The sequence below is a fragment of the Cytobacillus sp. T106 genome (assembly GCF_040492155.1).
Lineage (GTDB): Bacteria > Bacillota > Bacilli > Bacillales > Cytobacillaceae > Bacillus_AB > Bacillus_AB infantis.
The window spans coordinates 95,827-120,910 of record NZ_JBEUMK010000008.1 but is presented as its reverse complement, the minus strand read 5'-3'; the positions used below and the strand labels follow the sequence as shown (position 1 = coordinate 120,910).

At 44.0% G+C, this 25,084-nt stretch carries 24 protein-coding genes and 1 other annotated feature; of the genes, 7 read left to right on the top strand and 17 right to left on the bottom strand.

The genetic code is table 11. From position 1 onward, the window contains the following. Window positions 1-12 precede the first annotated feature (12 nt). The 4 genes from ABU165_RS15440 to ABU165_RS15425 form a co-directional block, all read right to left on the bottom strand. A complete protein-coding gene (locus ABU165_RS15440; protein WP_318060240.1) occupies window positions 13-900 on the bottom strand; it encodes an RluA family pseudouridine synthase in 888 nt (295 codons plus the stop codon). An 18-nt stretch (window positions 901-918) separates the two neighbouring features. Beyond that, a complete protein-coding gene (locus ABU165_RS15435) occupies window positions 919-1,716 on the bottom strand; it encodes an NAD kinase (RefSeq protein WP_009794119.1) in 798 nt (265 codons plus the stop codon). 72 nt (window positions 1,717-1,788) lie between these two features. Then, entirely contained in the window at window positions 1,789-2,427 is a 639-nt protein-coding gene (gene yjbM, locus ABU165_RS15430; protein WP_009794118.1) for a GTP diphosphokinase, read from the bottom strand. 86 nt (window positions 2,428-2,513) lie between these two features. Further along, entirely contained in the window at window positions 2,514-2,876 is a 363-nt protein-coding gene (locus ABU165_RS15425; protein WP_022543612.1) for a UPF0738 family protein, read from the bottom strand. A gap of 122 nt (window positions 2,877-2,998) precedes the next feature. Between ABU165_RS15425 and ABU165_RS15420 the strand changes: the two genes are divergently transcribed. The 5 genes from ABU165_RS15420 (at window position 2,999) to ABU165_RS15400 (ending at window position 6,242) form a co-directional block, all read left to right on the top strand. After that, a complete protein-coding gene (locus tag ABU165_RS15420) occupies window positions 2,999-3,595 on the top strand; it encodes a CYTH domain-containing protein (protein WP_148950151.1) in 597 nt (198 codons plus the stop codon). Window positions 3,596-3,635: 40 nt separating this feature from the next. Beyond that, complete coding sequence (locus tag ABU165_RS15415; RefSeq protein ID WP_094768236.1) at window positions 3,636-4,256, top strand: lytic transglycosylase domain-containing protein; 621 nt, start codon at window positions 3,636-3,638, stop codon at window positions 4,254-4,256. A 274-nt stretch (window positions 4,257-4,530) separates the two neighbouring features. Then, complete coding sequence (locus ABU165_RS15410; RefSeq protein ID WP_009794113.1) at window positions 4,531-4,938, top strand: globin domain-containing protein; 408 nt, start codon at window positions 4,531-4,533, stop codon at window positions 4,936-4,938. Continuing rightward, entirely contained in the window at window positions 4,935-5,813 is an 879-nt protein-coding gene (locus ABU165_RS15405) for a ClpXP adapter SpxH family protein (protein ID WP_009794112.1), read from the top strand. Before ABU165_RS15410 ends, ABU165_RS15405 begins: the two co-directional genes overlap by 4 nt. A 249-nt stretch (window positions 5,814-6,062) precedes the next feature. Continuing rightward, window positions 6,063-6,242 carry a hypothetical protein gene (locus tag ABU165_RS15400; protein WP_009794111.1) on the top strand — a complete coding sequence of 60 codons (180 nt, stop codon included), beginning with the start codon at window positions 6,063-6,065 and terminating at the stop codon, window positions 6,240-6,242. 659 nt (window positions 6,243-6,901) lie between these two features. On the opposite strand, the gene pepF is transcribed toward ABU165_RS15400, so the two are convergent. The 6 genes from pepF to ABU165_RS15370 form a co-directional block, all read right to left on the bottom strand. Beyond that, window positions 6,902-8,731 (bottom strand): oligoendopeptidase F, encoded by a 1,830-nt coding sequence (gene pepF / locus ABU165_RS15395; RefSeq protein ID WP_022543611.1) that lies wholly within the window; start codon window positions 8,729-8,731, stop codon window positions 6,902-6,904. A 104-nt stretch (window positions 8,732-8,835) separates the two neighbouring features. Continuing rightward, a complete protein-coding gene (locus tag ABU165_RS15390; RefSeq protein WP_318060239.1) occupies window positions 8,836-10,080 on the bottom strand; it encodes a competence protein CoiA in 1,245 nt (414 codons plus the stop codon). A 135-nt stretch (window positions 10,081-10,215) separates the two neighbouring features. Continuing rightward, window positions 10,216-11,733 (bottom strand): cardiolipin synthase, encoded by a 1,518-nt coding sequence (gene cls, locus ABU165_RS15385; protein ID WP_129611882.1) that lies wholly within the window; start codon window positions 11,731-11,733, stop codon window positions 10,216-10,218. Window positions 11,734-11,820: 87 nt separating this feature from the next. Continuing rightward, the gene (mecA, locus tag ABU165_RS15380; protein ID WP_094768239.1) at window positions 11,821-12,489 is read right to left on the bottom strand and encodes an adaptor protein MecA; all 669 of its coding nucleotides are present in this window, start codon (window positions 12,487-12,489) and stop codon (window positions 11,821-11,823) included. Between the two features lie 354 nt (window positions 12,490-12,843). Further along, window positions 12,844-13,239 (bottom strand): transcriptional regulator SpxA, encoded by a 396-nt coding sequence (spxA, locus tag ABU165_RS15375; RefSeq protein WP_009794105.1) that lies wholly within the window; start codon window positions 13,237-13,239, stop codon window positions 12,844-12,846. A 433-nt stretch (window positions 13,240-13,672) separates the two neighbouring features. After that, window positions 13,673-14,248: a GNAT family N-acetyltransferase gene (locus ABU165_RS15370; protein WP_022543610.1), complete on the bottom strand. Its 576-nt coding sequence runs from the start codon at window positions 14,246-14,248 to the stop codon at window positions 13,673-13,675. 259 nt (window positions 14,249-14,507) lie between these two features. Between ABU165_RS15370 and ABU165_RS15365 the strand changes: the two genes are divergently transcribed. Beyond that, window positions 14,508-14,690: a hypothetical protein gene (locus ABU165_RS15365; protein ID WP_022543609.1), complete on the top strand. Its 183-nt coding sequence runs from the start codon at window positions 14,508-14,510 to the stop codon at window positions 14,688-14,690. Between the two features lie 169 nt (window positions 14,691-14,859). Here ABU165_RS15365 and ABU165_RS15360 read toward each other — a convergent pair whose 3' ends face one another. The 6 genes from ABU165_RS15360 to ABU165_RS15335 form a co-directional block, all read right to left on the bottom strand. After that, the gene (locus tag ABU165_RS15360) at window positions 14,860-16,059 is read right to left on the bottom strand and encodes a putative glycoside hydrolase (RefSeq protein WP_318060238.1); all 1,200 of its coding nucleotides are present in this window, start codon (window positions 16,057-16,059) and stop codon (window positions 14,860-14,862) included. A 383-nt stretch (window positions 16,060-16,442) separates the two neighbouring features. Next, entirely contained in the window at window positions 16,443-17,378 is a 936-nt protein-coding gene (locus ABU165_RS15355) for an ABC transporter ATP-binding protein (RefSeq protein ID WP_009794101.1), read from the bottom strand. A gap of 1 nt (window position 17,379) precedes the next feature. Next, window positions 17,380-18,447 carry an ABC transporter ATP-binding protein gene (locus ABU165_RS15350; protein WP_009794100.1) on the bottom strand — a complete coding sequence of 356 codons (1,068 nt, stop codon included), beginning with the start codon at window positions 18,445-18,447 and terminating at the stop codon, window positions 17,380-17,382. 12 nt (window positions 18,448-18,459) lie between these two features. Next, window positions 18,460-19,377 carry an ABC transporter permease gene (locus tag ABU165_RS15345; protein ID WP_009794099.1) on the bottom strand — a complete coding sequence of 306 codons (918 nt, stop codon included), beginning with the start codon at window positions 19,375-19,377 and terminating at the stop codon, window positions 18,460-18,462. A gap of 3 nt (window positions 19,378-19,380) precedes the next feature. After that, window positions 19,381-20,316: an ABC transporter permease gene (locus ABU165_RS15340; protein WP_009794098.1), complete on the bottom strand. Its 936-nt coding sequence runs from the start codon at window positions 20,314-20,316 to the stop codon at window positions 19,381-19,383. Window positions 20,317-20,421: 105 nt separating this feature from the next. After that, window positions 20,422-22,059 (bottom strand): peptide ABC transporter substrate-binding protein, encoded by a 1,638-nt coding sequence (locus ABU165_RS15335; RefSeq protein WP_022543608.1) that lies wholly within the window; start codon window positions 22,057-22,059, stop codon window positions 20,422-20,424. A gap of 604 nt (window positions 22,060-22,663) precedes the next feature. Then, window positions 22,664-22,906, top strand: a binding site (T-box leader). 98 nt (window positions 22,907-23,004) lie between these two features. Here ABU165_RS15335 and trpS point away from each other — a divergent pair. Next, window positions 23,005-23,994 carry a tryptophan--tRNA ligase gene (trpS, locus tag ABU165_RS15330; protein ID WP_148950148.1) on the top strand — a complete coding sequence of 330 codons (990 nt, stop codon included), beginning with the start codon at window positions 23,005-23,007 and terminating at the stop codon, window positions 23,992-23,994. A 299-nt stretch (window positions 23,995-24,293) separates the two neighbouring features. Here trpS and ABU165_RS15325 read toward each other — a convergent pair whose 3' ends face one another. After that, a complete protein-coding gene (locus ABU165_RS15325; RefSeq protein WP_009794093.1) occupies window positions 24,294-25,040 on the bottom strand; it encodes a YjbA family protein in 747 nt (248 codons plus the stop codon). Between the last annotated feature and the right edge of the window lie 44 nt (window positions 25,041-25,084).

Here is a 25,084-nt window from a genome sequence, read left to right as displayed (position 1 = left end):
GGCGGCTGTCTTCTATTCCAGCAGTGCCTTCATATCATCAGGCAGCCCGGCTGAGAAGCAAAGCTCCCTCTCCAGGAACGGATGAAAAAAACGGAGCTCCCGGCAATGAAGGGCTTGGCGGCTGATTTGATTTTTATTCCCGCCATACAGCCCGTCTCCAAGCAGGGGATGGCCGAGATGGGAAAGATGGACCCGAATCTGGTGAGTTCTCCCTGTTTCAAGCACCAGCTCCACATAAGTGAACTCTCCGGTTCCTTTTACTTTATAATGTGTGCAGGCATACTGCCCTTCAAGGAAATTGACTTCCCTTTCAATGATGCTGTCCTTTTTGCGCGCAATCGGTGCCTCAATGGACCCTTCTACCGGGAATAGCTTTCCTTCTGCAAAGGCTTCATAGGTTCTCTTAACCCTGCCTTCCCTCTGCAGTGTGCTCATTAAGTGATGGACATGGCGGTGCTTGGCAACCAGGACCAGCCCTGAAGTGTCACGGTCAAGCCTTGTCACAATATGGACCGTCGATGCCAGATTGATTTTCCTGTAATAGCCGATAAGTGCATTCGCAAGGCTTCCGCGTGGATGCTCTCTTGAGGGGATCGTGCTCATAGCGGCTGGCTTGTTGACAACCAGTACATAAGGATCTTCATACACGATAGCCAGGGGAATGTCTTCTGCTTCCATCCCTGGACTCGGCATTTCAGAAGGAAACCTGACGGAAAGGCAGTCCCCCTCATTTAGCGTATAGCGCACATTTTCCTCATTGCCGTTCACTTCGATTTTCCCGCCGCTGAACTTTATATCAGTCAGGGCAGCTTTGGAAATTTCACGCTGCTTCAGATAATCTTTAATGGACTGTCCGCTGTCCTGCTTATCGATTCTCCAATTTAATGTGAACGAATCCATGGACGGGCCCTTCCCTTCTTAGTTGTCGGTAATAAATGAATCATGCACCCTTTTCCAGAATGGGAATGGACGGAAACGGGCAAACCTGATCTTCTCATCCGCCACCCTGAATTGGATCGACTTTACATCCTTGTGCAGGAGCGTCAGATGGTCAATTGTAATCTGGAAGTCCGGTACATTTACCGGCTTCAGCATGCACGTATGATGGGCCGGCAGGACAAGCGGTGAACCCAGCGTCCTGAATACCCTGTTATTGATTGAAGCCATTTCCGCAAACTGGATGGCAGGCAGCGAAGGATGGAGAATGGCCCCTCCAAGCGCTTTATTATAAGCCGTACTTCCTGATGGAGTGGACAGGCAGAGCCCGTCTCCCCTGAAGCGCTCGAAATGCTGTCCCCTGATTTCCACGTCCATTACCAATGTGCCCTCGATGCTCTTGACTGTCGACTCATTCAGGGCCAGATATCTCGTTTCCCTTCCTCCATGCTGGTAGCGGATAATCACTTCAAGAAGCGGATATTCAATCACCTGGTACGGCGTTTTGGCAATGGCAATCACCAGCTTTTCGATTTCTTCCGGCACCCAATCAGCATAAAAGCCAAGATGTCCTGTATGTATGCCGACGAAAGCCGTTTTTTCCAGCCTGCTGCTGTACCGGTGGAAAGCATAGAGAAGCGTGCCATCCCCGCCTATGGATACAACAATATCCGGCTGATCCTCATCATATATTAAATCGAAATCCAGTAAATACGTTTTCATTTTATGCATAAGTGTATTTGATTTGGAGTCGCCTTTAGACGTAATGGCAAATTTCATTGTGCTTTTTCTCTCCTTTTCAAAATCCCAGTTTGACCTTTGCCCTTGTAGTGGACAGAAGCCTTGCCGCCGTCAGCTTCCGCCTTCCTTCTGATGCTCTTTCTTCCGGGTGAAGAACGCCTGTGCATCCTGGATTTCTCCTCTGATCAGGGACATTTCTTCGTCCAGGCGGAAGGCAGCCTCAGCAGCCCTTTTCAGCCTCATCTGTATATCCTTTGGAAATTGGCCGCGGTATTTATAATTCAATGAGTGTTCTATAGTCGCCCAAAAGTTCATGGCCAGCGTCCTGATCTGGATTTCAACAAGGATTTTTTTCTCGCCATTGATCGTTTGGACAGGATATCTTATGACGACATGATAGGAACGGTAGCCGCTTGCCTTTTTGTGGGAAATATAATCCCTTTCCTCTATCAGCTCGAAATCGTTCCTGCGGCGGAGCATTTCAACAACCAGTTTTATGTCATCTACAAACTGGCACATCATCCTCAAGCCCGCAATATCCTGCATCTCGGTTTCCAATTTATCAAGAGGTATCCCCTTTTGATTGGCTTTATCCAATATGCTCGCAATCGGCTTTACCCTGCCTGTCACAAATTCAATCGGGGAACTTGAGGAATCAAGTTCAAACTGGCCCCTCATCCCTTTCAGTTTTACCTTCAATTCCTCGACAGCCTGCTTATAAGGTGCTAAAAATTGATCCCAATGCTTCATGCGCATCTTCACCTCATCCCATTTTCTCTATTTTCCGGAGGAAGGCCGGGTTGCACCAGCCTTTCTGCCGGGGGCTATTGCGCTTTTCAGAAGGCGGCTTCCACCTTTGCCACCATTTCATCTCCATAATTGCTGTTGCCTTTAATATTCTCGATCAGATAGCCGAGTTCCTCCCTGAATTGAGGAAGATGCAGCCTGCCAGGGCCGTTTGCCAGATAGGCATCCGCCCCTGCTGCGAGGGCCTGGCTCATGGCGGCCCATATGCCTTCTGATAGGACTATGTATGTATATTCATCATTGCTTTCCGCAATATAAACAAAAGCCAGGTTATCTGAATCGACCAGCATCTGTCCATTCGCCTTAAGCCCATTAATATCCTGTTCTGTCTCCAGCAGCAGCTCATTCGTTTCTGTCAGTGCCGCATTGGTTATGTCTATTTTTTTATTCATGAATTCCAACCTCCCATACTCTCCCCTATTTTATCACAGGTTGTTTCTATATCCTAAGGATTGAAGTCTGTCTGAAAGAAAGAGATAATAAAACTGACTATACTCAGGGGAGCACACATAATATGAGCCATTCACAGCACATTGAAATAGAATACAAGAACATGCTGGAGCAGCATGAATTTGAGAAGGCGGCAGCCTTTCTGCAGGTTAAACCGGCAGATTTTTTTTCGCAGGAAAACCATTATTTTGATACACCGGACTTTAAGCTCAAGGACAAAATGAGCGCGTTAAGAATCCGTTTTAAAAACGGGACATATGAAATGACGCTCAAGCAGCCGGCAGACGAAGGGCTTCTCGAGACAAATATAGAGCTTTCGCAAATGGAAGCGGATGCCTGCATGCAAACAGGAAGCATCCCGGACGGCCTCATAAAAGAGGCGCTTGAAATCATGAAAATTCCTGCTGCTGAACTTGAATACTTTGGATCCCTTTCTACCAGACGGGCCGAAAAAGCTTATAATGGCGGCCTGATGGTTCTCGACCATAGTTCCTATTTAAATTGCGAGGATTATGAATTAGAATATGAGGTAAGTGACAGCGAAAAAGGAAAGAAGGAATTTATCCTTTTCCTGAAACTCCTAAACATTCCCGAAAGAAAGACCGAAAATAAAATTAAGAGGTTTTACCGTCAAAAATTAAACATGAACACTGCTGAATGATTGATTAAAAGCTTTGGCAGTTATATAAAAGGAGACAGCAATGAACATTGACCAACTGAAAGTGATGCTTGAACTCCAGGCCCTCCAGAATTTCGGCGGCAACAGTACTCCTTCAGACTCCGGCTTGGGCAGTGTCTTTACCAGCATCATGAATGAAATGATGGCATCGGATGAGGCACCCGGCGGACAGGAGTCTGCAGAAACCGGACGAGAAACATTCTTGTCTGGAAAGATGGCTGCGGCACTTCCTCCAGTAAGCTTTACAAAGCTTTCCGGCGGAAATGGGGAACCTTTTTCAGATATCATCAATGAGGCAGCAGAGCTGTACAAGCTTCCTGCCAAGCTCATCCACTCTGTCATCAAACAGGAATCCAACTTCAATCCCGGTGCTGTCAGTGCTGCCGGGGCTTCCGGGCTGATGCAGCTCATGCCGGAAACAGCCAAAGGCCTTGGCGTCAAAAATATATTTGATCCCCGCGACAATATATTTGGCGGCAGCAAATATTTGCGTGAAATGATGGACAGATATGGGGGCAACATTGAAAAGGCGCTTGCAGCATACAATGCAGGCCCGGGAAATGTCGATAAATACGGAGGCATCCCTCCTTTTAAAGAAACTTTGAACTATGTAAAAAAAGTGACCGGCAGCTTCTTAGCATAAGAACCTTGCGAGAAAGCCTTCTGCAGCCCAGGCTATGCGGAAGGCTTTTTTTTTGCGGGAAAAACCTTCATATTGAGCTGACAATGGTTCACGCTGGAAAAATTCCGTGATATTGGTTAAAGTAATGAATGCCGCCACTTTGTGCTGCTTGTCCTCAAGCTATTTGTTTGAGATATAAAAAGGGCGTTGTTAAAATAAAGAAAGCACAGGAATATTAAAAGATAATGTTTCTGCTATAACTAAAACTCATTAAACTCGAAAAGGAGTTTTTATAATGGCCGAGAAAATGACTGTACCGTTCGATGCTATTGGCGAAGAAAAACTTCACCGGCTTGTTGATGTTTTTTACAGCCTGGTTGGACAGCACCCTGATCTCGCTCCTATCTTCCCTGATGACCTGACTGAAACGGCCAGAAAGCAAAAACAGTTCCTGACACAATATCTTGGAGGACCTGCTTTATATACATCCGAACATGGGCACCCTATGCTAAGAGCCCGCCACCTCCCCTTCGAAATTACGGAAACAAGGGCAAAGGCATGGCTGTCATGCATGGAACAGGCTATGGATGCAACAGGATTGGAAGGCGACTTCAGGCAGCATTTCTTCTCCAGGCTCGCATTAACGGCACAGCATATGATCAATACACCAGAAAAAGATATGATGAAAGGTGAGAGCAAGTGAGGGAAAAAGAAACTTCTCAATTCATCCATGCATCTCCTCATTGCCAGGGCATCGAGAAAAAGCGGATTGAGATTTACATGTTCGTCGATCCTCTCTGTCCCGAGTGCTGGGCGCTGGAACCGATTATTAAGAAACTGATGATAGAGTATGGAAGCTACTTTTCCTTTAAGCATGTCCTTAGCGGCAGGCTTGCCTCCCTCAACATGGGAAGGAAGCAGAGGCTGGAAAGCCTCGCGGACTATTGGGAAAAAACCGCAAGCCGTTCAGGGATGTCATGTGATGGCAATGTCTGGTTTGAAAACCCTGTCTCGTCCCCGCATCTGGCTTCCATCGCGATAAAGGCAGCCGAGCTGCAGGGAAGAAAAGCAGGGATCCGATTTCTGCGGAAGCTGCAGGAGGTGCTTTTCCTTGAAAAGCAGAACATTTCAAACTTCGATGTCCTCAAATCCTGTGCACAGAATGTCGGGCTTGACGTTGTCGAATTTGTTGCCGATATCCACTCAGACAGCGCTGCTAAAGCTTTTCAATGTGACCTGAAAATCACTTCAGAAATGGATGTACAGGAAATACCTACTCTTGTATTTTTCAATGAAAATATTGAAGAAGAAGGAATTAAAGTCACAGGCTATTACCCTTATGAGGTGTATGTGCAGATCATTGAAGAAATGCTGCAGATGAAGCCTGAACCTTCTGAGCCGCCATCCCTTGAAGCATTCCTGAGATACTTCAAGCTGGTAGCAACCAAGGAAATTGCAGTTGTATACAATATGACGGTTTCACAAGTAGAAAAAGAAATGAAAAAACTCCAATTGAAGCAGCTGGTCGAACAGCTCCCTGCAAAATACGGGACTTTTTGGAGATATTGCGGAGAATAACACAGGATATAAGAAAAGCCCTGCAGATGCAGGGCTTTTCTTATATTTCAGGATGGGAGTGTATGTTTCAATAATAGAAAGGGGGTTTGATCATTTGTGAACTATGTCACAAATACATCATATCATACTGGCTGCAGAATGAACAATAGATTGTTCATCTCTTCACAAAATTGTCACGAAATTATCCCCCGCTTTTTGCATATACATATACAAGCCCTGAAGCCTGAAACCATAACCAGGAGGTTAAGTATGCTTAAAAGCAAAGTCATCTTATTTCTGATCATACTGGCAGTCACTGCTGCTTTCATTCTGAATATATTGGGCCTCATGAAAATGCTGCCCCTCATCATCACCTCCCCTCTTTTATTCGTGGCCCTACTAATCCTGGTGCTGTATATAAATGAAAGGAGGCGTTTTAAAGGTTTTTAAGCGGAAGTGCGGAGGTGACTGCTCAGGTGAGACCAGCAAGTCTGGAGCAGTTTTAAAGGGATGCCGAGGTGAAGGTTTGCAGAGTTGCTAATATATGGCGGAAGTTGCTAATATAATTGAAAACTTGCTAATATATGGTGAAAGTTGCTAGTAAACCAGGAAAGTTGCTAATAAACAGGAAAAGTTGCTAATATCGTCCTGCAGCAGCTTCCTTCCTGCCCGATGCCCGCTCAACTCCGCCAGTCCCTCCCATCCCTGCTCGCAAATAAGAACGGAAACCCGCAAATAAACTCAGCAGAGTCGCAAATATATTAAAATTCCCGCAAATATCCTCACAAACTCGCAAATAAACGCCCTCCTCCTCCCAATCAAACTATCTCCAGTCCACTAATAATGCGCTAAATCTCCAGATTCAGCGCATTACTCACCTTAAGTCTTCACTGCCGCACTTCTCCAATATACATCAGCCCATCAAAATGCTTCACCGGCAGCATTTCTTCATTTCATATTGCAGTCCTAACTTGCAAACAGAAATATCAAAACATTAAATTTACCACTAAAAAAAGCACGCTAAATCATATACGATTTAACATGCTTTTTGAGTGGTTTCTCACATGGTGTGGACTTCACAAAGGGAATAAGTCCATCCCCTTTTCTGTTTACTGCTTAACCCTGTTCAAGAGTTCTTCCATCTCGTTCAGCTTCTCCTCGAATACCTTGCAGGCATCTGCAATCGGAGCAGGGCTTGTCATGTCAACACCCGCTTTTTTCAGCACTTCGATCGGATAATCCGAGCTTCCTGCTTTCAGGAAGTTGATATACCTTTCGACTGCCGGCTCACCTTCTTCGAGGATCTGCTTGCTTAGTGCAGTTGCGGCGCTGAAGCCTGTAGCATATTGATAAACATAGTAATTGTAATAGAAATGAGGGATCCGGGACCATTCCAGCCCGATTTCCTCGTCGATGATGATATCTTCTTCGCCGAAATACTTTTTATTAAGCTCATAATAATCCTGTGTCAGTGCCTCTGCTGTTAATGCCTCATTATTTTGGGCTTTCTGGTGGATCTGATGTTCAAATTCAGCGAACATGGTCTGGCGGAACACCGTGCCCCGGAACCCTTCTAAATAATGATTCAGCAGATAAAGCCTTTTTTGGTCATCATCAATCGTTTTCAGCAGATAGTCGTTAAGGAGGGCTTCATTGCATGTGGAAGCCACCTCTGCCACAAAGATTGAATAATTTCCGTAAGGATATGGCTGCGTTTTTCTTGTGTAGTAGCTGTGGACAGAATGCCCGAATTCATGCGCAAGGGTGAACAGATTGTTCACATTGTCCTGCCAGTTCATCAGAATATATGGATTTGTGCCATATGCACCTGAAGAGTAAGCCCCGCTTCTTTTTCCTTTATTCTCATGGACATCGACCCAGCGGTTTTCAAACCCTTCCTTTAATACTGAAAGATATTCCTCTCCCAGCGGCTCCAGTCCTTTTAGTACATAATCCTTTGCTTCATCATAAGGAATTTCCATCTTCACATCTTTGACAAGAGGTGTGAAGAGATCATACATATGAAGCTTTTCAAGGCCCAGGACCTCTTTTCTCAGCTTAATGTAGCGGTGGAGAAGATGGAGGTTGTCATTGACTGTGTTGACCAGATTTTCATAGACACTTTCAGGGATATTATTATCCGAAAGTGCAGCATGGCGCGCAGAATCATAATTCCTGACACGCGCATAGAAATTATCTTTTTTGACATTGCTGCTCAAGGTGCTTGAAAAAGTATTTTTGAATTTACCATAAGTATCATACACCGCCTTAAAGGCATCCCTACGGACCCGCTGGTCGTCACTCTCCAGGAAACGGATATAGCGGCCATGTGTAACCTCGACTTCTTCCCCGTTTTCATCTTTAATGGATGGAAATTCAAGATCGGCATTATTGAGCATGCCAAATGTGTTCCCTGGTGCATCAAGGACTTCTGAAGCCTGAGCCAGCAGCGCTTCTGCTTCTGCAGATAATACGTGCGGCCTTTGAAGATTAATTTCCTCCAAAGAATGCTTATAGAGTCTTAGCTCTTCTTTTTCATCAAGGAAGCTGCTGATCTTCTCTTCATCGATTGCCAGAATCTCTGGCACAATATAGGCAAGGCTGCTCGCTGCCTGGGAATACAGATTTTTAATGCGGTCATCCAGTCCCTGGTAAAAGGAATTGGTCGTATCCTGGTCATATCTCATATGGGCATATGAGTAGAGCCTGCCCAGCCTTTCAAGGAGATGATCCTGGTATTGAAGCGCTTCATACAGCTTGTCTGCGCTGTCCCCCAACTTGCCCTGGAACCCGCCCGCATCAGGAAGCAGCTGCTTCACTTCCTGGAATTCTTTTTCCCAGGCATCGTCAGTTGAAAAAATATCTTCAAGCCTCCATGTATCTTCCGGCTTTATTTCACTTCTTGAAGGCAATTTCTTTACCGCAGTTTCATTTGCCATGTCTATATCCTCCATTTCAGTTATTTCGTGGTCCGAATAAAAATTCGGTTCACTAGTTATTTCTACCTTTAAAGGGAAATTCCTTCTTTATTATAAATCTCTCCTTATTGTATGTCAGTGATGCTGTTTTCATTATTCCCCATTTCATATGGGAAGGGAGTGTCTTCAGATCTCGCCATTCCTGTATAAAAGCGCATTCTCAGTAGTCCGGCTTCATCCATTGTCTTAGGGATAGTCCATTCGTGAACGAGCCTGTATCTCCCCTCTCCTTCAAACTGAAAGACTCCGGATGCTGATAAATGGCAGAAATATTCTGTAACAGCCAGGCTGTATTCTCCTTCTGAAAGAGGGAGCTCCCTGACTTTCACATCTCCAGCACGTATGCGCCGCTTCAGAGACTGCAGGATTTCATTCTCAGTCACCTTCTCTCCAGGTTTCAGGCCTATGAAACAGTCAGTATGCAGATACGCCTGCCAGACTAGCGGAGGTGTTGAAATCCAGAGAGAATGAAGGACAGGAATGCCGATATGCGGCGGGAGCAGGGAGAGATGTAAGCCTGCTTGATATATGGCCATGTAGAAGGGATGTTTGAATGTATTGGGGGTCAGCGAATAGGTTTGCTGGAGCTTGCAGATTTCCTTCTGCCAGTCTGCCGGCGGAAAACGGACAATCCGCGGGGCAGTTATTAGATTTGGAAATTTCATTTGATGCAGCGGTATGACAGAGAAGTCTGTCAGGACATTACGGGTGGTAAGCGGGCAGATGTTGGAGAGGAAAATAAAGCTCTGTACATCGGGGCAGTAAGAAAGCAAATGATATGGAGCATCTGATGAACGATTGACAAAAGAATAATGGAATTCAGAGAAGCTTGCTTTTCGGGCTGAGGTCCGCCTGATCTCTTTTCCTCCGAGTATCCAGATGGGCGTGAAGCCTGCCTCTTTGTAAGCACTCGTCCTGCTGGCGAACAGCGATTCTGGAATAGGGGAGCACTGGAATTCAACGGCAAATTTCTTCCCGGCATATACAAAGCATATATCAGGGCGCTGTTTGATGCTTTTTATATAAGTTTCCAGCCTGGCATGCACATTATTGGCTATCAGCCACCGGTAAATATCCAGCTTTCCCTTCATATGGTACTCTGACTCATTTTCAAAGGATGCTTCACAGGAATGTTCCTTATAATGGGCAAAGTGGGGTATCTTCCTGGTTCCAACCTTAAGCATTACCTTTTCCCTGCATACTGGACAGAGGAAGCTGCCCTCCTTTACCTTGAGCTTCCGCAGTGTTTCCCTATCCGTGAAGTCAGCAGAGTTGATAAACTTGCCTGATTTACGGATTGCTGTCAGCATAATTCTCCTCCTTTCTTTTTACATTACTATATAATTCGCTGTTTGAAATCGATATCCTGCCAGAGATTACCCCTTCATAGAAAAATGCCGCAGCAGCTGCTGCGGCATTCTCCTCATATGTTATGGTCATAGATCCTAAAGCAGTGGTGACAGCAGGCGTGCAGTTGATTCAAGCAGCCTGTACCCAATATGCCGCTTTCCGAACAGAGCACCTGTAATTTCCTGAGAATCATTAAGATCAAGCAGATATTCAGAAGCAAGCTTTTGGGAACTGTGAGTTTTAAAAAGGAAAGCATTGACTTCAAAATTCAGGTGAAAGCTTCTCATATCCATATTCGATGTTCCGATAGAAGCCAGCTCATTGTCGACAATCACAATCTTGCTGTGCATAAAGCCTTTTTGATACTCATAAATCTTGACGCCTGCATCAAGCAATTCAGGAAAATAAGACCTTGATGCATGGAAAACAATACGCTTATCCGGTCGATGCGGCACCAGCAGGCGGACATCCACCCCGCTCAGGGCAGCCACTTTGATGGCGGTAAATATGTCTTCATCAGGGATGAAGTAAGGAGAAGCAATCCAGACGGACTCTTTCGCAGAAGTAATCATCGAGAAGAAGATGTTCTTAATGACACTCCATTCATTATCCGGGCCCCCGGCAATCAGCTGTACTCCGCCATGATTGTTCTCTTCGGGAACCGGAGTAAGATATTCAGCTGTCAAAAAGCTGTCATTGGTCATATAATACCAATCCTGCAAAAAAATGAGCTGCAGTGTACGGACCGCTTCCCCCTGCAGCATCAGGTGGGTATCACGCCAGAAACCGAAATGCGGATTGCGCCCCAGATACTCATCACCGATGTTAAGGCCGCCCATAAAACCTGTATTGCCGTCAATGACAATGATTTTACGGTGATTCCGGAAGTTGAATTTGCTGTTCAGGAGCGGCATTTTTACTGGACCGAATGCAACTGTCTCCACCCCGGATGACCTGAGGTCGCGAATATACTTCTTGGACATTTTCCAGGAGCCCACCGCATCGTACAAAAATTTAACCTTGACCCCTTCCCCCGCCTTTTGCATGAGTATCTCTTTAATCTCCATCCCGATTTGATCATGGCGGACAATATAATATTCCATATGGATATGATGGGTGGCATTCCGGAGAGATTCAAGGATCTGATTGAAGGTTTCTTCTCCATTTGTAAGGATTCTTGTGCTGGTAGCAAAGGAAATGGGGCTGTTCCCGATTTCATGGGCCAAACGGAAAAGCTTTCTTTGATGCTCCCCCATCTGCCGTACTTTTTCAGCATAATTTCTCCCATGGTTTTCCTGGACTTTCCTGAAAGCTTCTTTGTCCAAGAAATATTTTTTCCGGAACATCTTTTCCTTCCGGTAGTTCCGCCCGAAAAGGAGGTAGAAAATAAATCCGAGCAGGGGGAAACCGCCTAAAACCACGAGCCAGGTCAAAGTCTGTGAGGGGTGGCGGTTTTCAAGGAAAATGATGAACCCGATAAATATGACGGATAAAGTTACCAACAGGCTGAAGTAGCCCAGAAAGCCGCCATTGACCGGAAAAAATTTATTAATGGCAAAAAGGAGTAAGATCAGGAATCCGCTGAATATGGTAATCCTTACGGCGTTTTTCATTATGGCTGTCACCTGTCCCAACCGGCAAAATCATGCTGCCTTCTATATACAAAGAAAACACCGATTTCATTCAGAAATCGGCATTGTTTAATCAAAATATTTCCTGAGCTCCCCGAAGACATCTCCATCTATTATAAGCTTACCGTATTCTTCAATCCGGTGAATCGTCGTCTGGGTTTCATGCCCGAATTCAAGCAGGATGCTCAAAGCATTATCAATCTGCTCTTCATCAAGATCTTCCTCATCAGGAAATTCAACATACAGATAGTATTTATTTTCAAATGAATAAAGCTTTGTTTCCAAGGAATCCAGGCTGGAAGTTTTGGAAAGGGAAATGATATCTTCAAAATCATCAAATTTCAGAAGAAACTCAAGATTATCTTCATAAGAAGAGTCTTCTTCATCTTCATGCTTTGTGAAATGCTGATCCAGCAAATCCTCGATCCTCTCTTCAACAGGCAGATCTTTCAGCTTATCCTCAGGAACGGGAAGTTCAAATTTCTGGCCGTCTTTGGAAAGCTGCGCCTTGGTGACCAGCACCTCGAGCCCTTTATCCAAAGCTTGTACCTGAATCCATAAAGGCCCTTCCACCATGAACTCTTCTTCCTGATGCACTTCGTCCATCATTTCCCAAAAGAGTTCCTCGCTCCGCTCGCGGTTGTACCAGATTTCATCCCGGTCAAAGCCTCTCTCTTCTATATCAATATAAGAAATGTAAAACTTGACAGTATTATCATTAATCCGTTCAATTTCCATTCAGAACTCTCCCTTCCGGCGATTGTTGAAGGGACTAAATACCCCCATAAGATGTTGTTTATATCCTTTACCCAATATAGTTGGCTCTAATCTTTCTAGGAAGGTAACAGTATTGTTGCCTTATACTCCTATTTTATGACAAAAAGGGGATAAAGGGAATTAAAATGAAGCAGGTTTCAAAAAACCATTGTATGCCTATATGCTTCATTTTAGTACATTTAATCTTACCAAAATTTTTAATTGTGTACAAACAACTGGCTTGCCGGAAAGCCAATATGGCCCATATAATTAATCAGTCAAGGAAAGGAACAAAATAAAAAGCCCCTTATCTCAAAGAGATAAAGAGCTGATTCATCAGTTAACCATACGCTGTGCTTCCCGCAGCTGATACGTGCGTACTTTGCGCGGAAGGAATCGTCTGATTTCATCTTCGTTATAGCCAACCTGAAGACGCTTTTCGTCAATAATGATTGGACGGCGCAGCAGGCCGGGATTATCCTTAATTAACTCAAACAGCTCTTGAAGCGGCATGGTTTCCAGGTTCACGTCAAGTTTTTGGAACGTCTTTGATCTCGTAGAGATAATTTCATCCGTACCATCTTCCGTCATACGGAGGATTTCCTTGATTTCATCAATTGAAAGGGGTTCGGAAAAAATATTCCGCTCTTTATAGCCTATTTCATGCTCCTCAAGCCATGATTTCGCTTTCCTGCAAGATGTGCAACTTGGTGAAGTGTATAATGTGACCATTTTACAAATTCACACTCCTTAAATTAGACATATATAAAGATCTTTTACAAGAATTATACTCAGAAAATATGAACCCTTAATTAAAATTACTTTAAATTAGTAATTTATATTAATTATTATACACCATTAAAGATGCATTTGGTATCCCTTTTTAGAAATATGCTAAAAGACTTATGCAAAGGTTCTACAGTTCATTTTTCTTAAGCATTCTACTATATAAGACGTATGAGAAAGATAAAAGTTTCAAAAATTTTAATAGATTCCATCTTTCCCCGCTTGATGGCCATATTTATGTAATACTTATAATGGCCCGGTGCCGCATTTGACCTTTATATGTTTTATACCCATACTGTCCAGGCAGTAAACCTTATTTTAAATTCTCAATTAATTTATGAAAATGAAAATGCTGCTATCAAAAATAGCAGCACTTTTCCTAGAGCCCTTTGAGTACATCTCCAGAACTTTTGTCTTCTTCAAATGTCAGTACTTCCTCTACCGGCTGGTAGGATTCTCCGTAGAAATGAGCATCTTTATACGTATGAATCAGCTCATATGTCTTCTTCATGCTCTCGTAGATCAGTTCTTCCGATTCATTTCCAGGGGCCCAATAAAGGATTTCCATACTGTTGATTTCCTTTGTTGCCAGGGAACGCCTTCTATATCCGATCGATTGGGCATGCTCAAAGCCTTCCCGCTTGTAAAACTTGAGCCTTTTTTCTGTGTCGGTGTCTTCATAATCGACCGGCTCTACTTCAAGGATGATCGGTTTTCCCTTTTTCTTAAGCTTATCAAGGAGTTTATGGCCAAGACCCTGTCCCCTGGCTGCCTTTGAAACAAACAGGTAGTCGATGAACACGAAGTTATCCAGTTCAACATACATCAAAACATGGTTCTTTCCTTCGTCCTTATGGTAGATTTCAGAGCGTTCCTTGAGCAGCGTCTCCATATGCTCGCGGGATTTCATTTCTTCGATAGGGAAATATTGATTCAATTTTTCATACCAATGCATATTTTGGCTCCTTTTATTTAATAGTCCAGTCCGATAAGCATCCATCTTTCTCTACACTTCCCCGGCTGCTGCAGAGCTTAATTGCCCCGCTCTGAATCTCACATGTAAAATACACTAATAATTTGCCAAAATGTAAAGTATTTATACAATAGACCTTTTCTAATAACTGCTGTTCTTTTACAATAAATAGAAAGGACACTGGCATTTGGCATTACAAATTATTCGCAGCGCTGCTGTGAAAAGAAAGATGGAGGTTTATATGATTGAATTTGCTGCGGATTTATCGATTGTTGCCCTGCTCGTGATTGGGATTACTGCTATAATTGGAGTTGCAGCGAATGGAATCGGCGAGAAGCTGTTCGGCGGTAAACGAAAATCCGAATTTGTGGATCAATCCGCAAAGGTGCAGACTGGGTGGAAAAATGTAGGCGGCAGAAAGTAAAACTGATCCTGCCATATACTATGATACCGCATACAGCTTCTGTGTCAAATAACATCCTGCTATTAACGCTCTTTAGGATATAACAGCCATTAGCATGCGGTCTTGGCCTGAAAATGGCCGCTCAATTGAACAGAGATGAAGCCGGGTCAATTGCCCGGCTTTTCCTTTTTTATTCCCCTGGTGTATAGTCAACGCCTTCTGTGTAGGAATTGCCTGCATTCCAAAGGAGATATTCATTGATCCCCTGGTCTTTAAGGGCTTTAATCTGAGCTTCTACCTCTTGCTTTCCGTATGCCTTGTAATTCCCTGCCCCCAGCCACGATGCCGTAAAGTCCTGGAGCCATGGCCTTGATACAGGCGCCTCTTCCAGCTCTGCAAGCTTCTTCTTCTCAAGCTTAGAATATTCTGCCACAAGATTATATGGTTCCAGATCTGGCTTGCTGATCCCGAAATAGGACGTCCAATGACTCGGATAAATCATTGATGAAATTACATCAACATTGGAGGAAATCTTAGAGAAATTCTGGCCGATTCCGGGTGCTTCCGGCAGTGTTGCGCTGTAGCCAAAGATATCAACAGAAACTTGTACATCATAAGGCTTAAGCTTTTCCCTCGCATAAGCTACAAAGTCAGTGACAGCCTGAACCCTTTTTTGAACATTATCATCAGCGCCATTATACTCTCCAGTAGAATAAGTTAAAGTCTCTTCACGTTTTTCAAACCCTTCAGGAAAACGGACATAATCAAATTGAATTTCCTGGAATCCCATCTTAGCGGCATCAATGGCTATACCGACATTATAATCCCAAACCTCTTTCAGGAATGGGTTTACGAATGATTCACCTCTGCCATTTGACCAGACCTTATTCCCGTCCTTATATGACCATTCCGGCTTGCTATTGGCCAATACGCTATCCTTAAAGACTACCACACGGGCTATAGGATAAATCTTCTTCTCCTCCATTGTTTTCAGAACCGTTGCAGGGTCTTTTATATAGGGTTTGCCGATGGAGCTGTACGGGGATTTCCCTTCAGGAATATAGGTCAGATTGCCCCAGTCATCCTTTATATCGATAACCATGGCATTTAAGTCAGTTTTGCCGATCAAATCTACTAACTTATTAAATTTTTCTCCGCCGGCAGAATGCCCGGTAACATAGACTCCTCTTACAGCGTCAGGGTATTCAAAGGTATAGCCTGAGTCATATTTAAAACGTGCCATGGCTGCTGGCAGTTCTTTTTTCATTTCTATGTATTCTCTTACGGGCATGGAGCTGTTTGTCAGCTTTTCACTCTCTTCCGCACTGGCATGTATTGTGATGAGCGAAGACAAAGCAGCAGCAGCCGCAGTCATTTTCAGAGCCTTCATAGTCCGTCTCCCTTCTATCCTTGTATTTTCATTATAAAGGCAGCCTGCTTCCATTTACATATGTAAAAAGCAATAACATAGTACTCATTCCCTCTCTTCTTTCCTATTACACTTGAAATAAGGATTTTTTAAGATTTTAATAGGAATAATGAATATATAGAAAATTTATAATAGTAATTGTTGTCAAAATGTTGTATTATTATTACAAGAAAAATGCGTTAATGAGAAAAAGGGTTAAAGTGATACTTCACATTCCGAAATAGGTCGTTTTTACAGCTTAGCTATTTACATCACCTGCAACGATAATTCTAAAATTTTTGCTGTTCTTTTTATTTGATGTAATTAAAAGCCAAAAGACGATCTCGGAATGAGATCGTCTTTTGTTATTTTTTGTATTGGGCCTTATATTGTGCTGCTTCCTTTTCAGAGCAGTAAACATAATGTCCTGGTGCAATTTCCCGCATCTCCACTTGGTCACTGTCCGTATAATTGTGGACAGCAGGATCATAGCTTGTACGCTTTCTGGTCCTCTCAGTTTCTGGATCCGGAAGCGGAATGGCAGAAAGAAGGGACTGTGTATAAGGATGGAGCGGGTTATTGTAGAGATCATCGGCCGGAGCAATTTCAACCAGCTTGCCGAAGTACATAACTCCAATCCTGTCACTGATATATTTAACCATGGAAAGGTCATGGGCAATAAACAGATAAGTCAGCCCTTTTTCGCGCTGCAATTGCTTCATCAGGTTTACTACCTGTGCCTGGATGGAAACATCGAGAGCTGAAATCGGCTCATCAGCAATGATGAATTCAGGCTGTACAGCAAGAGCGCGGGCAATCCCGATCCGCTGGCGCTGACCGCCTGAGAACTCATGCGGGTAACGGTTAGCGTGCTCTTTGTTCAAGCCGACCGTTTCAAGAAGCTCATACACTCTTTCCATACGCTCTTTCTTACTTGTGGCAAGGCCATGGATGTCAATGCCTTCAGCAATGATATCAGCTACAGTCATCCTAGGATTCAGGGAAGCGTAAGGATCCTGGAAAATCATCTGCATTTTGCGGTTGAATTTCTTCAGCTCTTTAGCAGATTTCCTTCCGTGGACGTTCTCTCCTTCAAAAAGGACTTGTCCGTCTGTAGCATCGTACAGTCTGATGATCGTTCTTCCGGTCGTCGATTTTCCGCAGCCTGACTCGCCTACAAGGCCAAGCGTTTCACCTTTGTAGATGTCAAATGAAATGCCGTCTACTGCCTTTACCATATTAGGGCGGCCGACATTAAAGTGCTGCTTTAGATTTTTGATTTCAATTAACTTTTCAGCCATTTTATTTGCCCTCCTTCACTAAAACAGGCTTATCGAATGTGGAAGAGAGCTTGCGGATCCTGCGCTTGACAGCTTCAGGCGGTTCTACTTCCGGTGCATCCGGATGGAGCAGCCATGTTTTTGCAAAGTGCGTTTCAGAAATCTGATACATTGGCGGTTCTTCTTCAAAATCTATGGCCAATGCAAACTGGTTCCTCGCTGCAAATGCGTCTCCCACTGGAGGGTTAGTTAAATCAGGAGGAGTACCTGGAATTGCTGCAAGTTCAGTCTTTCCATCATTATCAAGGCTAGGCATGGAAGCCAGAAGCCCCCATGTATAAGGATGGCGCGGATCATAGAATATTTCATCAACTGTTCCCATTTCTACAATCTGGCCGGCATACATAACAGCAACACGGTCTGCTACATTGGCAACTACACCAAGGTCATGAGTAATGAAGATAATGGAAGTATCCATTTTGCTCTGAAGATCCTTCATTAGATCCAGAATCTGAGCCTGAATTGTTACATCAAGCGCTGTTGTAGGCTCGTCCGCGATCAAAAGCTTTGGACTTGCGGCAAGTGCGATGGCAATCATAGCACGCTGTCTCATACCGCCTGAGAACTCATGAGGATATTGGTTTACACGCTTCTCCGGCATTGGAATCCCAACAAGGCGCAAAAGCTCTGTCGCCCTATCCTTAGCAGCAGAAGATGACATATTCTGGTGCTTGATCAGCACCTCCATGATTTGGCGGCCAATTCTCATTGTCGGGTTCAGAGAAGTCATTGGATCCTGGAAAATCATACTGATTTCTTTACCGCGGATCTTTTCCATTTCCTTTTCCGATTTTGGAACGATATCGTCGCCATCAAGGAGAATTTGTCCTCCAGCAATTCTGCCTGGCGGCATTGGAATCAATTTCATGATTGTCTGGGAGGTAACACTTTTACCTGAACCGGACTCGCCGACAATCGCGAGGGTCTCACCTTTATGAAGATCGAAGGACACGCCGCGGACAGCCTGGACTTCTCCTCCATAAGTTTGGAATGAGACTCTTAAATCTTTTACTTCGAGTAATTTTTCCATTTATCTCACTCCTTATTTGCGTAGTCGCGGATCTAGCGCATCACGAAGTCCGTCGCCGATTACGTTAAATGCAAAGATGGTCAAGCAGATAAACGTTGCCGGGAAGAACAAGCGCCAAGGATAATATCTAAGTGCCGGAAGGCCGTCATTTGCCATGGTTCCCCAGCTCGCTACAGGCGGTGTCAGACCAAGACCCAAATAGCTAAGGAATGCCTCAGTAAAGATAGCTGATGGCACTGTAAGTGTCATGGTTACAAGAATAGGGCCCATTGTATTCGGGATCAGGTGCTTGAACATGATGCGCGAAACATTTGCTCCCAAAGTTCTTGAAGCAAGGACATATTCCTGATTCTTAAGTGAAAGGACTTGTCCACGGACAATACGTGACATATTGATCCATCCGGTAATGGTCATGGCAAGGATCATCGTGCCGACACTCTGGCCTAATACAACCATAAGAAGGATAACAAGCAGCAAGTAAGGAATCCCATAAAGGACATCCGCTGCACGCATCATATATTCATCTGTGCGTCCGCCTTTGAAGCCGGCGATGCCGCCCCATAGTACGCCAATGAAGAGGTCAATTAATGCAGCTGCCAAACCGATGAACAGGGAGATTCGTGCACCTTCCCATGTACGGGCAAATACATCGCGTCCCAGATCATCTGTACCGAACCAGTGCTCGGAAGATGGTGACTGATTTTTATTGCCTAGATCGTTTGATGCATAATCATATGGTGTCATATATGGTCCAAAGATCGCCATAAATACAAGGATGGCCAAAAGCACAATCCCAAACATGGCAAGCTTGTTTTTTCGGAATCTAAGTGTAACATCTTTCCAGAAAGATAGGCTTGGTTTACTGATTTTTTCTGCATCAGTTGTTTGTGTGCCAACAACTCTGAATTTATCTTTTGATAACTGTCCCATAATTTACTCTCCTTTCTTCCCGCCTGCAAGTTTGATGCGCGGGTCAATGAGTCCGTACGCAATGTCGACAAGGAGAATAGACACTAACAGAATGATACTGTAGAATACGGTAACTCCCATAATAACAGTGTAATCACGGTTTCCGATGCTTAATACAAAGTGGGAGCCGAGTCCCGGAATACCAAAGATCTTTTCAATTACGAAGCTGCCTGTAATAATACCTGCTGAAAGAGGTCCCATATAGGAAACGACAGGAAGCATAGCATTTCGGATTGTATGTTTAATGGTAATAACACCCTGGCTCAAACCTTTAGATTTAGCCGTTTTAATATAATCATTCGAGAGCACTTCCAGCATGGAAGAACGCGTCAGACGGGCGATAAACGCCATTGGAGATGCCGCAAGCGCCAACGCAGGCAATATCGTATGCATGAAGGACTCCCACCTGGCTACCGGGAAGACGCCAAGTTTAATCGCAAGGAAATATTGCAGGAATGTGGCCATGATGAAGGAAGGAACCGAGATCCCCATAACTGCAACGATCATTGCAGTGTAGTCCTGCCACTTATTGTGCTTGAGGGCTGCAATAACCCCTAAAACAACACCGATTGAAACTGCGATCAGAATCGCCTCGATACCGAGCATAAGAGATACAGGAAAACCTTCGCTGATTAAATCATTGACAGTCTGGCTCTTATACTTAAAAGATGGGCCAAAATCCCATTTTATGATTCTTAATAGATACTCCCCATATTGAACATACCATGGCTGGTCGAGCCCGTAGTGGGCATTCAGGTTTGCTTCAATTTCGGGAGGCAGTTGTTTTTCTGATGTAAATGGATTCCCTGGTGCAATGCGCATAAAGAAAAACGTTGCTGTGATGATAAGCCACAGCGAGACAATCATATAGATTAAGCGTTTTCCAATATATTTCGCCATTGTCAAACACCTCCAATTTTATTTCTGCTTCATTCAGAAACGAAGGTATATGGGGGAAAAACCCCATATACCTCTCGTTTAGACAGCTATTAGTATTAGCTATTCTTATTCAAAGTACGCCCATTTGTATTGAACGTCGCCAAGTCCGGAAACAGCTACGCCTTTAAGGCTTTCATCCTGAACCCAGTTGTTTGTGTAGAAATAGATAGGAGCTACAGGCATATCTTCCATGAAGATTGCTTCAGCATCTTTAAGCAGCTGCTGACGTGCTTCTGCATCAGCTTCTGTTGCAGATTGCGCTAACAGATCCTGGAATTCTTTGCTTTCCCATCCAGTATCGTTGTTACCTCCATCAGCATCACGGTAAAGCTCAAGGAAGTTGATTGCATCGTTGAAGTCTCCAAGCCAGCCCATACGAGCTACCTGGTAGTCAAGAGCGTGAACCTTATCAAGGTATACAGCCCACTCAGAGTTATCAAGTGTTACTTCTACGCCAAGGTTCTGCTTCCACATATCCTGGATTGCCTGAGCAATCTTCTGGTGTGCTTCAGAAGTATTATAAGAAAGAGTTACTGCAGGAAGCTCAGAAGCATCCTTGTAGCCAAGCTCTTCCAGACCTTTTTGCAAGAATTCTTTAGCTTTTTCTACATCATTGTCAGCAAAATAGCCTTCTTCATTTTCAGCGAACATTGACGGCGGAACGATAGCCATCGCTGGAAGCTGTTCACCCTGAAGGATGTTGTCGATAAGCTCCTGACGGTTGATTGCATATGTGAATGCCTTACGGATATTCACATTGTTGAAAGGTTCTGCAGTTGTGTTGAATTTGTAGTTGTAAACACCAGCGATAGGCTGTGTTACAAGGCGGTCTTCGTCTTTAAGGGCCTGCATAGCATCAGTCGGAAGTGCTCCAGTCGGTGCTCCTGCCCAGTCAAGCTCGCCGTTGTCAAGCATTGACAATTCAGTGTTTGGATCATTTACCATGATCATTTCGATCGAGTTAAGCTTTACAGTATCTTTATCCCAGTAAGTATCGTTCTTTTCAAGAACAATCTTGTCACTGTGTGACCATTCAGTCATCTTGAATGGACCATTTGAAGTATAATCGTCGCCTGCATCGTTTGCCCAGTCAGGGTTTGCTTGTGCAACCTTGCTGTTGATCGGCAGGTACGTATAGAATGCAGTCAATTCATCAAAGAATGGAGTAGGATTTGCCAAAGTTACTTTAAGCGTTTTTTCATCTACAACTTCGATTCCTACGTCATCAAGTGAACCGCCGCCAGTGTTGGCAGCTTCAGCACCTGCGATGTAGTAAAGCTGGTAAGCATACTCAGACTGGTTGGCAGGATCGATAGCCCACTTCCATGCATATGCAAAGTCTTCTGCTGTTACAGGATCGCCATTAGTCCATTGAGCATCCCTTAATGTGTAAGTATAAACTTTCTGATCTTCAGAAACTTCAATTTTCTCAGCTGCTGCCGGTTCAGGCTTTCCATCTGGATTGATGCGTGTCAGACCTTCGAAAGTCTGGCGAAGAACAGTACCGGAAGTTGCATCCTTTGCAAGGCCCGGGTGAAGTGAAGGCGGTTCAGAGTTAATGTTAACCGCTAAGTCCTGAGGTACGTCTTTCCCTCCGTCTCCATCGCTTCCGCTGCCGGCATCATCGCCGCCGCCGCTGCACGCTGCAAGGAACATGCTTAGAACAAGCAACATACTAAAAAAGATCGATAATCTTTTGTTCACGGTGTTACCCCCCTATATAATTTCCACAAATGCCTTTTGCAGGAATCTGTCCACGCTTCCATAAACAACTGTCCGCCTTGGATATATTGCTCAAATAGTCAGTAAATTAACTGTAAAAATAAACTGATTATCCGCGCAGCAAAAAAAGTAAGCTTATAACTCAAAAGACAAAGATTATCCTCTATTCTGACAATTCGAGAGAAAAATCAAAAGGATAAGCCAAAATTCTGTAAGCTATAAACTTACTACTAATCTCTTTATCCATAGGTTTTCAGAACTATATGCAAGAATGTTACAGATTCGTAAAGAATCATTTGTTACGTTTATTATATGTATTTTAAAACTTGTTTGCAAGGGGCTTTTATTTTTCAATGGAGGGTATAGTGAGAAAATTGTCGAAAAAATACTTTTAAATCAAGAGTTTGCTAGTTTTAATTTTTTTGAAATTTTTCTTAATTCCCCTTTTGCCGAAGGTTATTTGGACCTTGATTTTTCCCATATTTTTCTTGTTTTCCTATACGAATTCCAGGTGTGTTATTTCGAATTACCTTGATTTTTTCTGCAGTTTTGGTATATTTTAATGTATAAAACCAATACTGTTGATGATAAAGCAATGACAAAGAGTAGTACATTTGCTCAGGGATTAAAGAGAGTTTGTGGCTGGTGGAAACAAACATCCCGGCAAATCGAATGGACTTTAGAGCTCCGGCTGCGAAAGGCTGCTTCCTGCTGCCTATTAGCTTCCGGCGTATCCCGCGTTATGGGAAGCCCGGCCTGCAGGCAAGCCGGGGTTAAGAGGCCTCAGCCGAGGCACTTAGGGTGGCACCGCGGACCATTCGTCCCTATTTTTCAGGGGGACGAATGGTCTTTTTACGTCTTTTGCGGAATTTCCGCCACTTTTTCGGCTCACTTTTTGTCTGCTGATACATCCAAGGAGGAATATATATGAAAACCATTTTTTCCGGCATCCAGCCCAGCGGCACTCTTACACTGGGGAATTATATCGGTGCCATGAAGCAATTCGTGGAATTGCAAAACGAATATAACTGCTATTTCTGCATTGTCGATCAGCATGCCATCACTGTCCAGCAGGACCGGATGGAGCTCCGCAAAAATATCAGGAGCCTTGCAGCCCTCTATCTTGCTGTCGGGATCGACCCTGAGAAAGCAACACTTTTCATCCAGTCTGAAGTCCCTGCCCATGCACAGGCCGGATGGATGATGCAATGCGTTTCCTATATCGGGGAGCTTGAGAGGATGACCCAGTTTAAAGATAAGTCCCACGGAAAAGAAGCAGTATCTTCCGGCCTGCTGACCTATCCGCCGCTCATGGCTGCCGACATTCTTCTATATAAGACAGACCTGGTTCCTGTAGGGGAAGATCAGAAGCAGCACTTGGAGCTTACAAGGGATTTGGCAGAAAGATTCAACAAGAAATATAATGACATCTTTACAATCCCGGAAGTGCGGATCGCAAAAGTAGGGGCAAGAGTTATGTCCCTCCAGGATCCGGCTAAAAAGATGAGTAAATCTGATTCTAACAAAAAGTCTTTCATCTCTTTGCTTGATGATCCAAAGCAGATTGAGAAAAAAATTAAAAGCGCAGTTACGGACTCTGAAGGAATTGTAAAGTTTGATAAAGAAAATAAGCCTGGAGTTTCCAATCTCTTATCTATCTACTCCATCCTTTCCGGCAGGACTATAGAAGAGATCGAGGCGCAATACGAAGGAAAAGGCTACGGAGACTTCAAAGGCGATCTTGCAAAAGTGGTTGTCGATACAATCGTGCCAATCCAGGAAAAATACACTCAGCTCATGGAATCAAGCGAGCTGGATGAAATCCTGGATAGAGGAGCCGAAAAGGCTCAATTCACTGCCAATAAAATGCTGGCCAAAATGGAAAACGCCATGGGGCTCGGCAGAAAACGCCGATAATGAAAAAAAGGAGCTGTGATCAGCTCCTTTTTTCATTAAACCAAAGAGGGCATGGTTTTGTAATCCCTCTCCCCATAAATCAGGTCTTTAAATGGGGCTGTTGATTTCCGTTCCAGACACTTCGCTTTCCGCGGGGCGGAGTTGAGCCTCCTCACCGCAAGCGGTTGCGGGGTCTCAACTCTTCCGCTATTTCCCGCAGGAGTCTACGTGCCTTGCACTCCAATCAACAGGGTTTTCAAACTTTATTTGGTCTTTAGGAAAAAGATACTCCTTTTTCCTTCAGTATAGAATTATGCATATTAATTCACTTTCGAGCCATGCTCCATTTCCCACAGTTTCTCAAAAAATGGCTGCCCTTTAATGATATTTTCGCAAAAAGCTTCATGTTTTCCTGACCATCCCAGCTTCGTTTCCTCATACAGTGACTTCCAGGCCTGTTCGAATTCCAGCTGCTGGATTATAGTATATTTCTCTGGATTCCACTCTGTATACCAATAGCGGATTTCAGCTGTATTCCCAGATGAATGAAGCTGATCAAGAGCCATAAAGAGCAGCTGCTTCAGCTGCCTTTCTTTTCTGGTAAGGCCGTTCATCATTTCCGGGGCTGGCGAAAGGATGTGAAAATCCTTTAAACAGGATTGGTCGTTAAATGCATATTGGATGGTTTCCTGATTATCAAGCATTTCGTAAGCAAGCTGCTCCTGCCTTGGAATCAGCCGGCTTTTGCGGATGGGTATATTATAGCTGATCGTATCGACTGCCAATATGCCTGAACCGTCGGAGACGACAAAACAGTAATCAAGCTGTGTCCGTTCGTGGTTTTTTCGCAAATATGCTTTTTGGTAGATGTCGTTCAGCAGCTGTTGCGGCAGTTCTGATAAGTCGTTTTCTATGTAGTTGAAAAGGAGCGGCTCTACCTTTAACAATGGGACCTGATCAAGCAATTCCACACTGTCATCTTTTCTCCATTCATGAAAGTGGCATACATTATATCCGTTTTCTTCTCCTTCAAACCAGTTCACCCATACATCATGAAGATACAACATCTTATAACCCCTCACTTCAAGTAACTATTTGTCACTCAGTATGA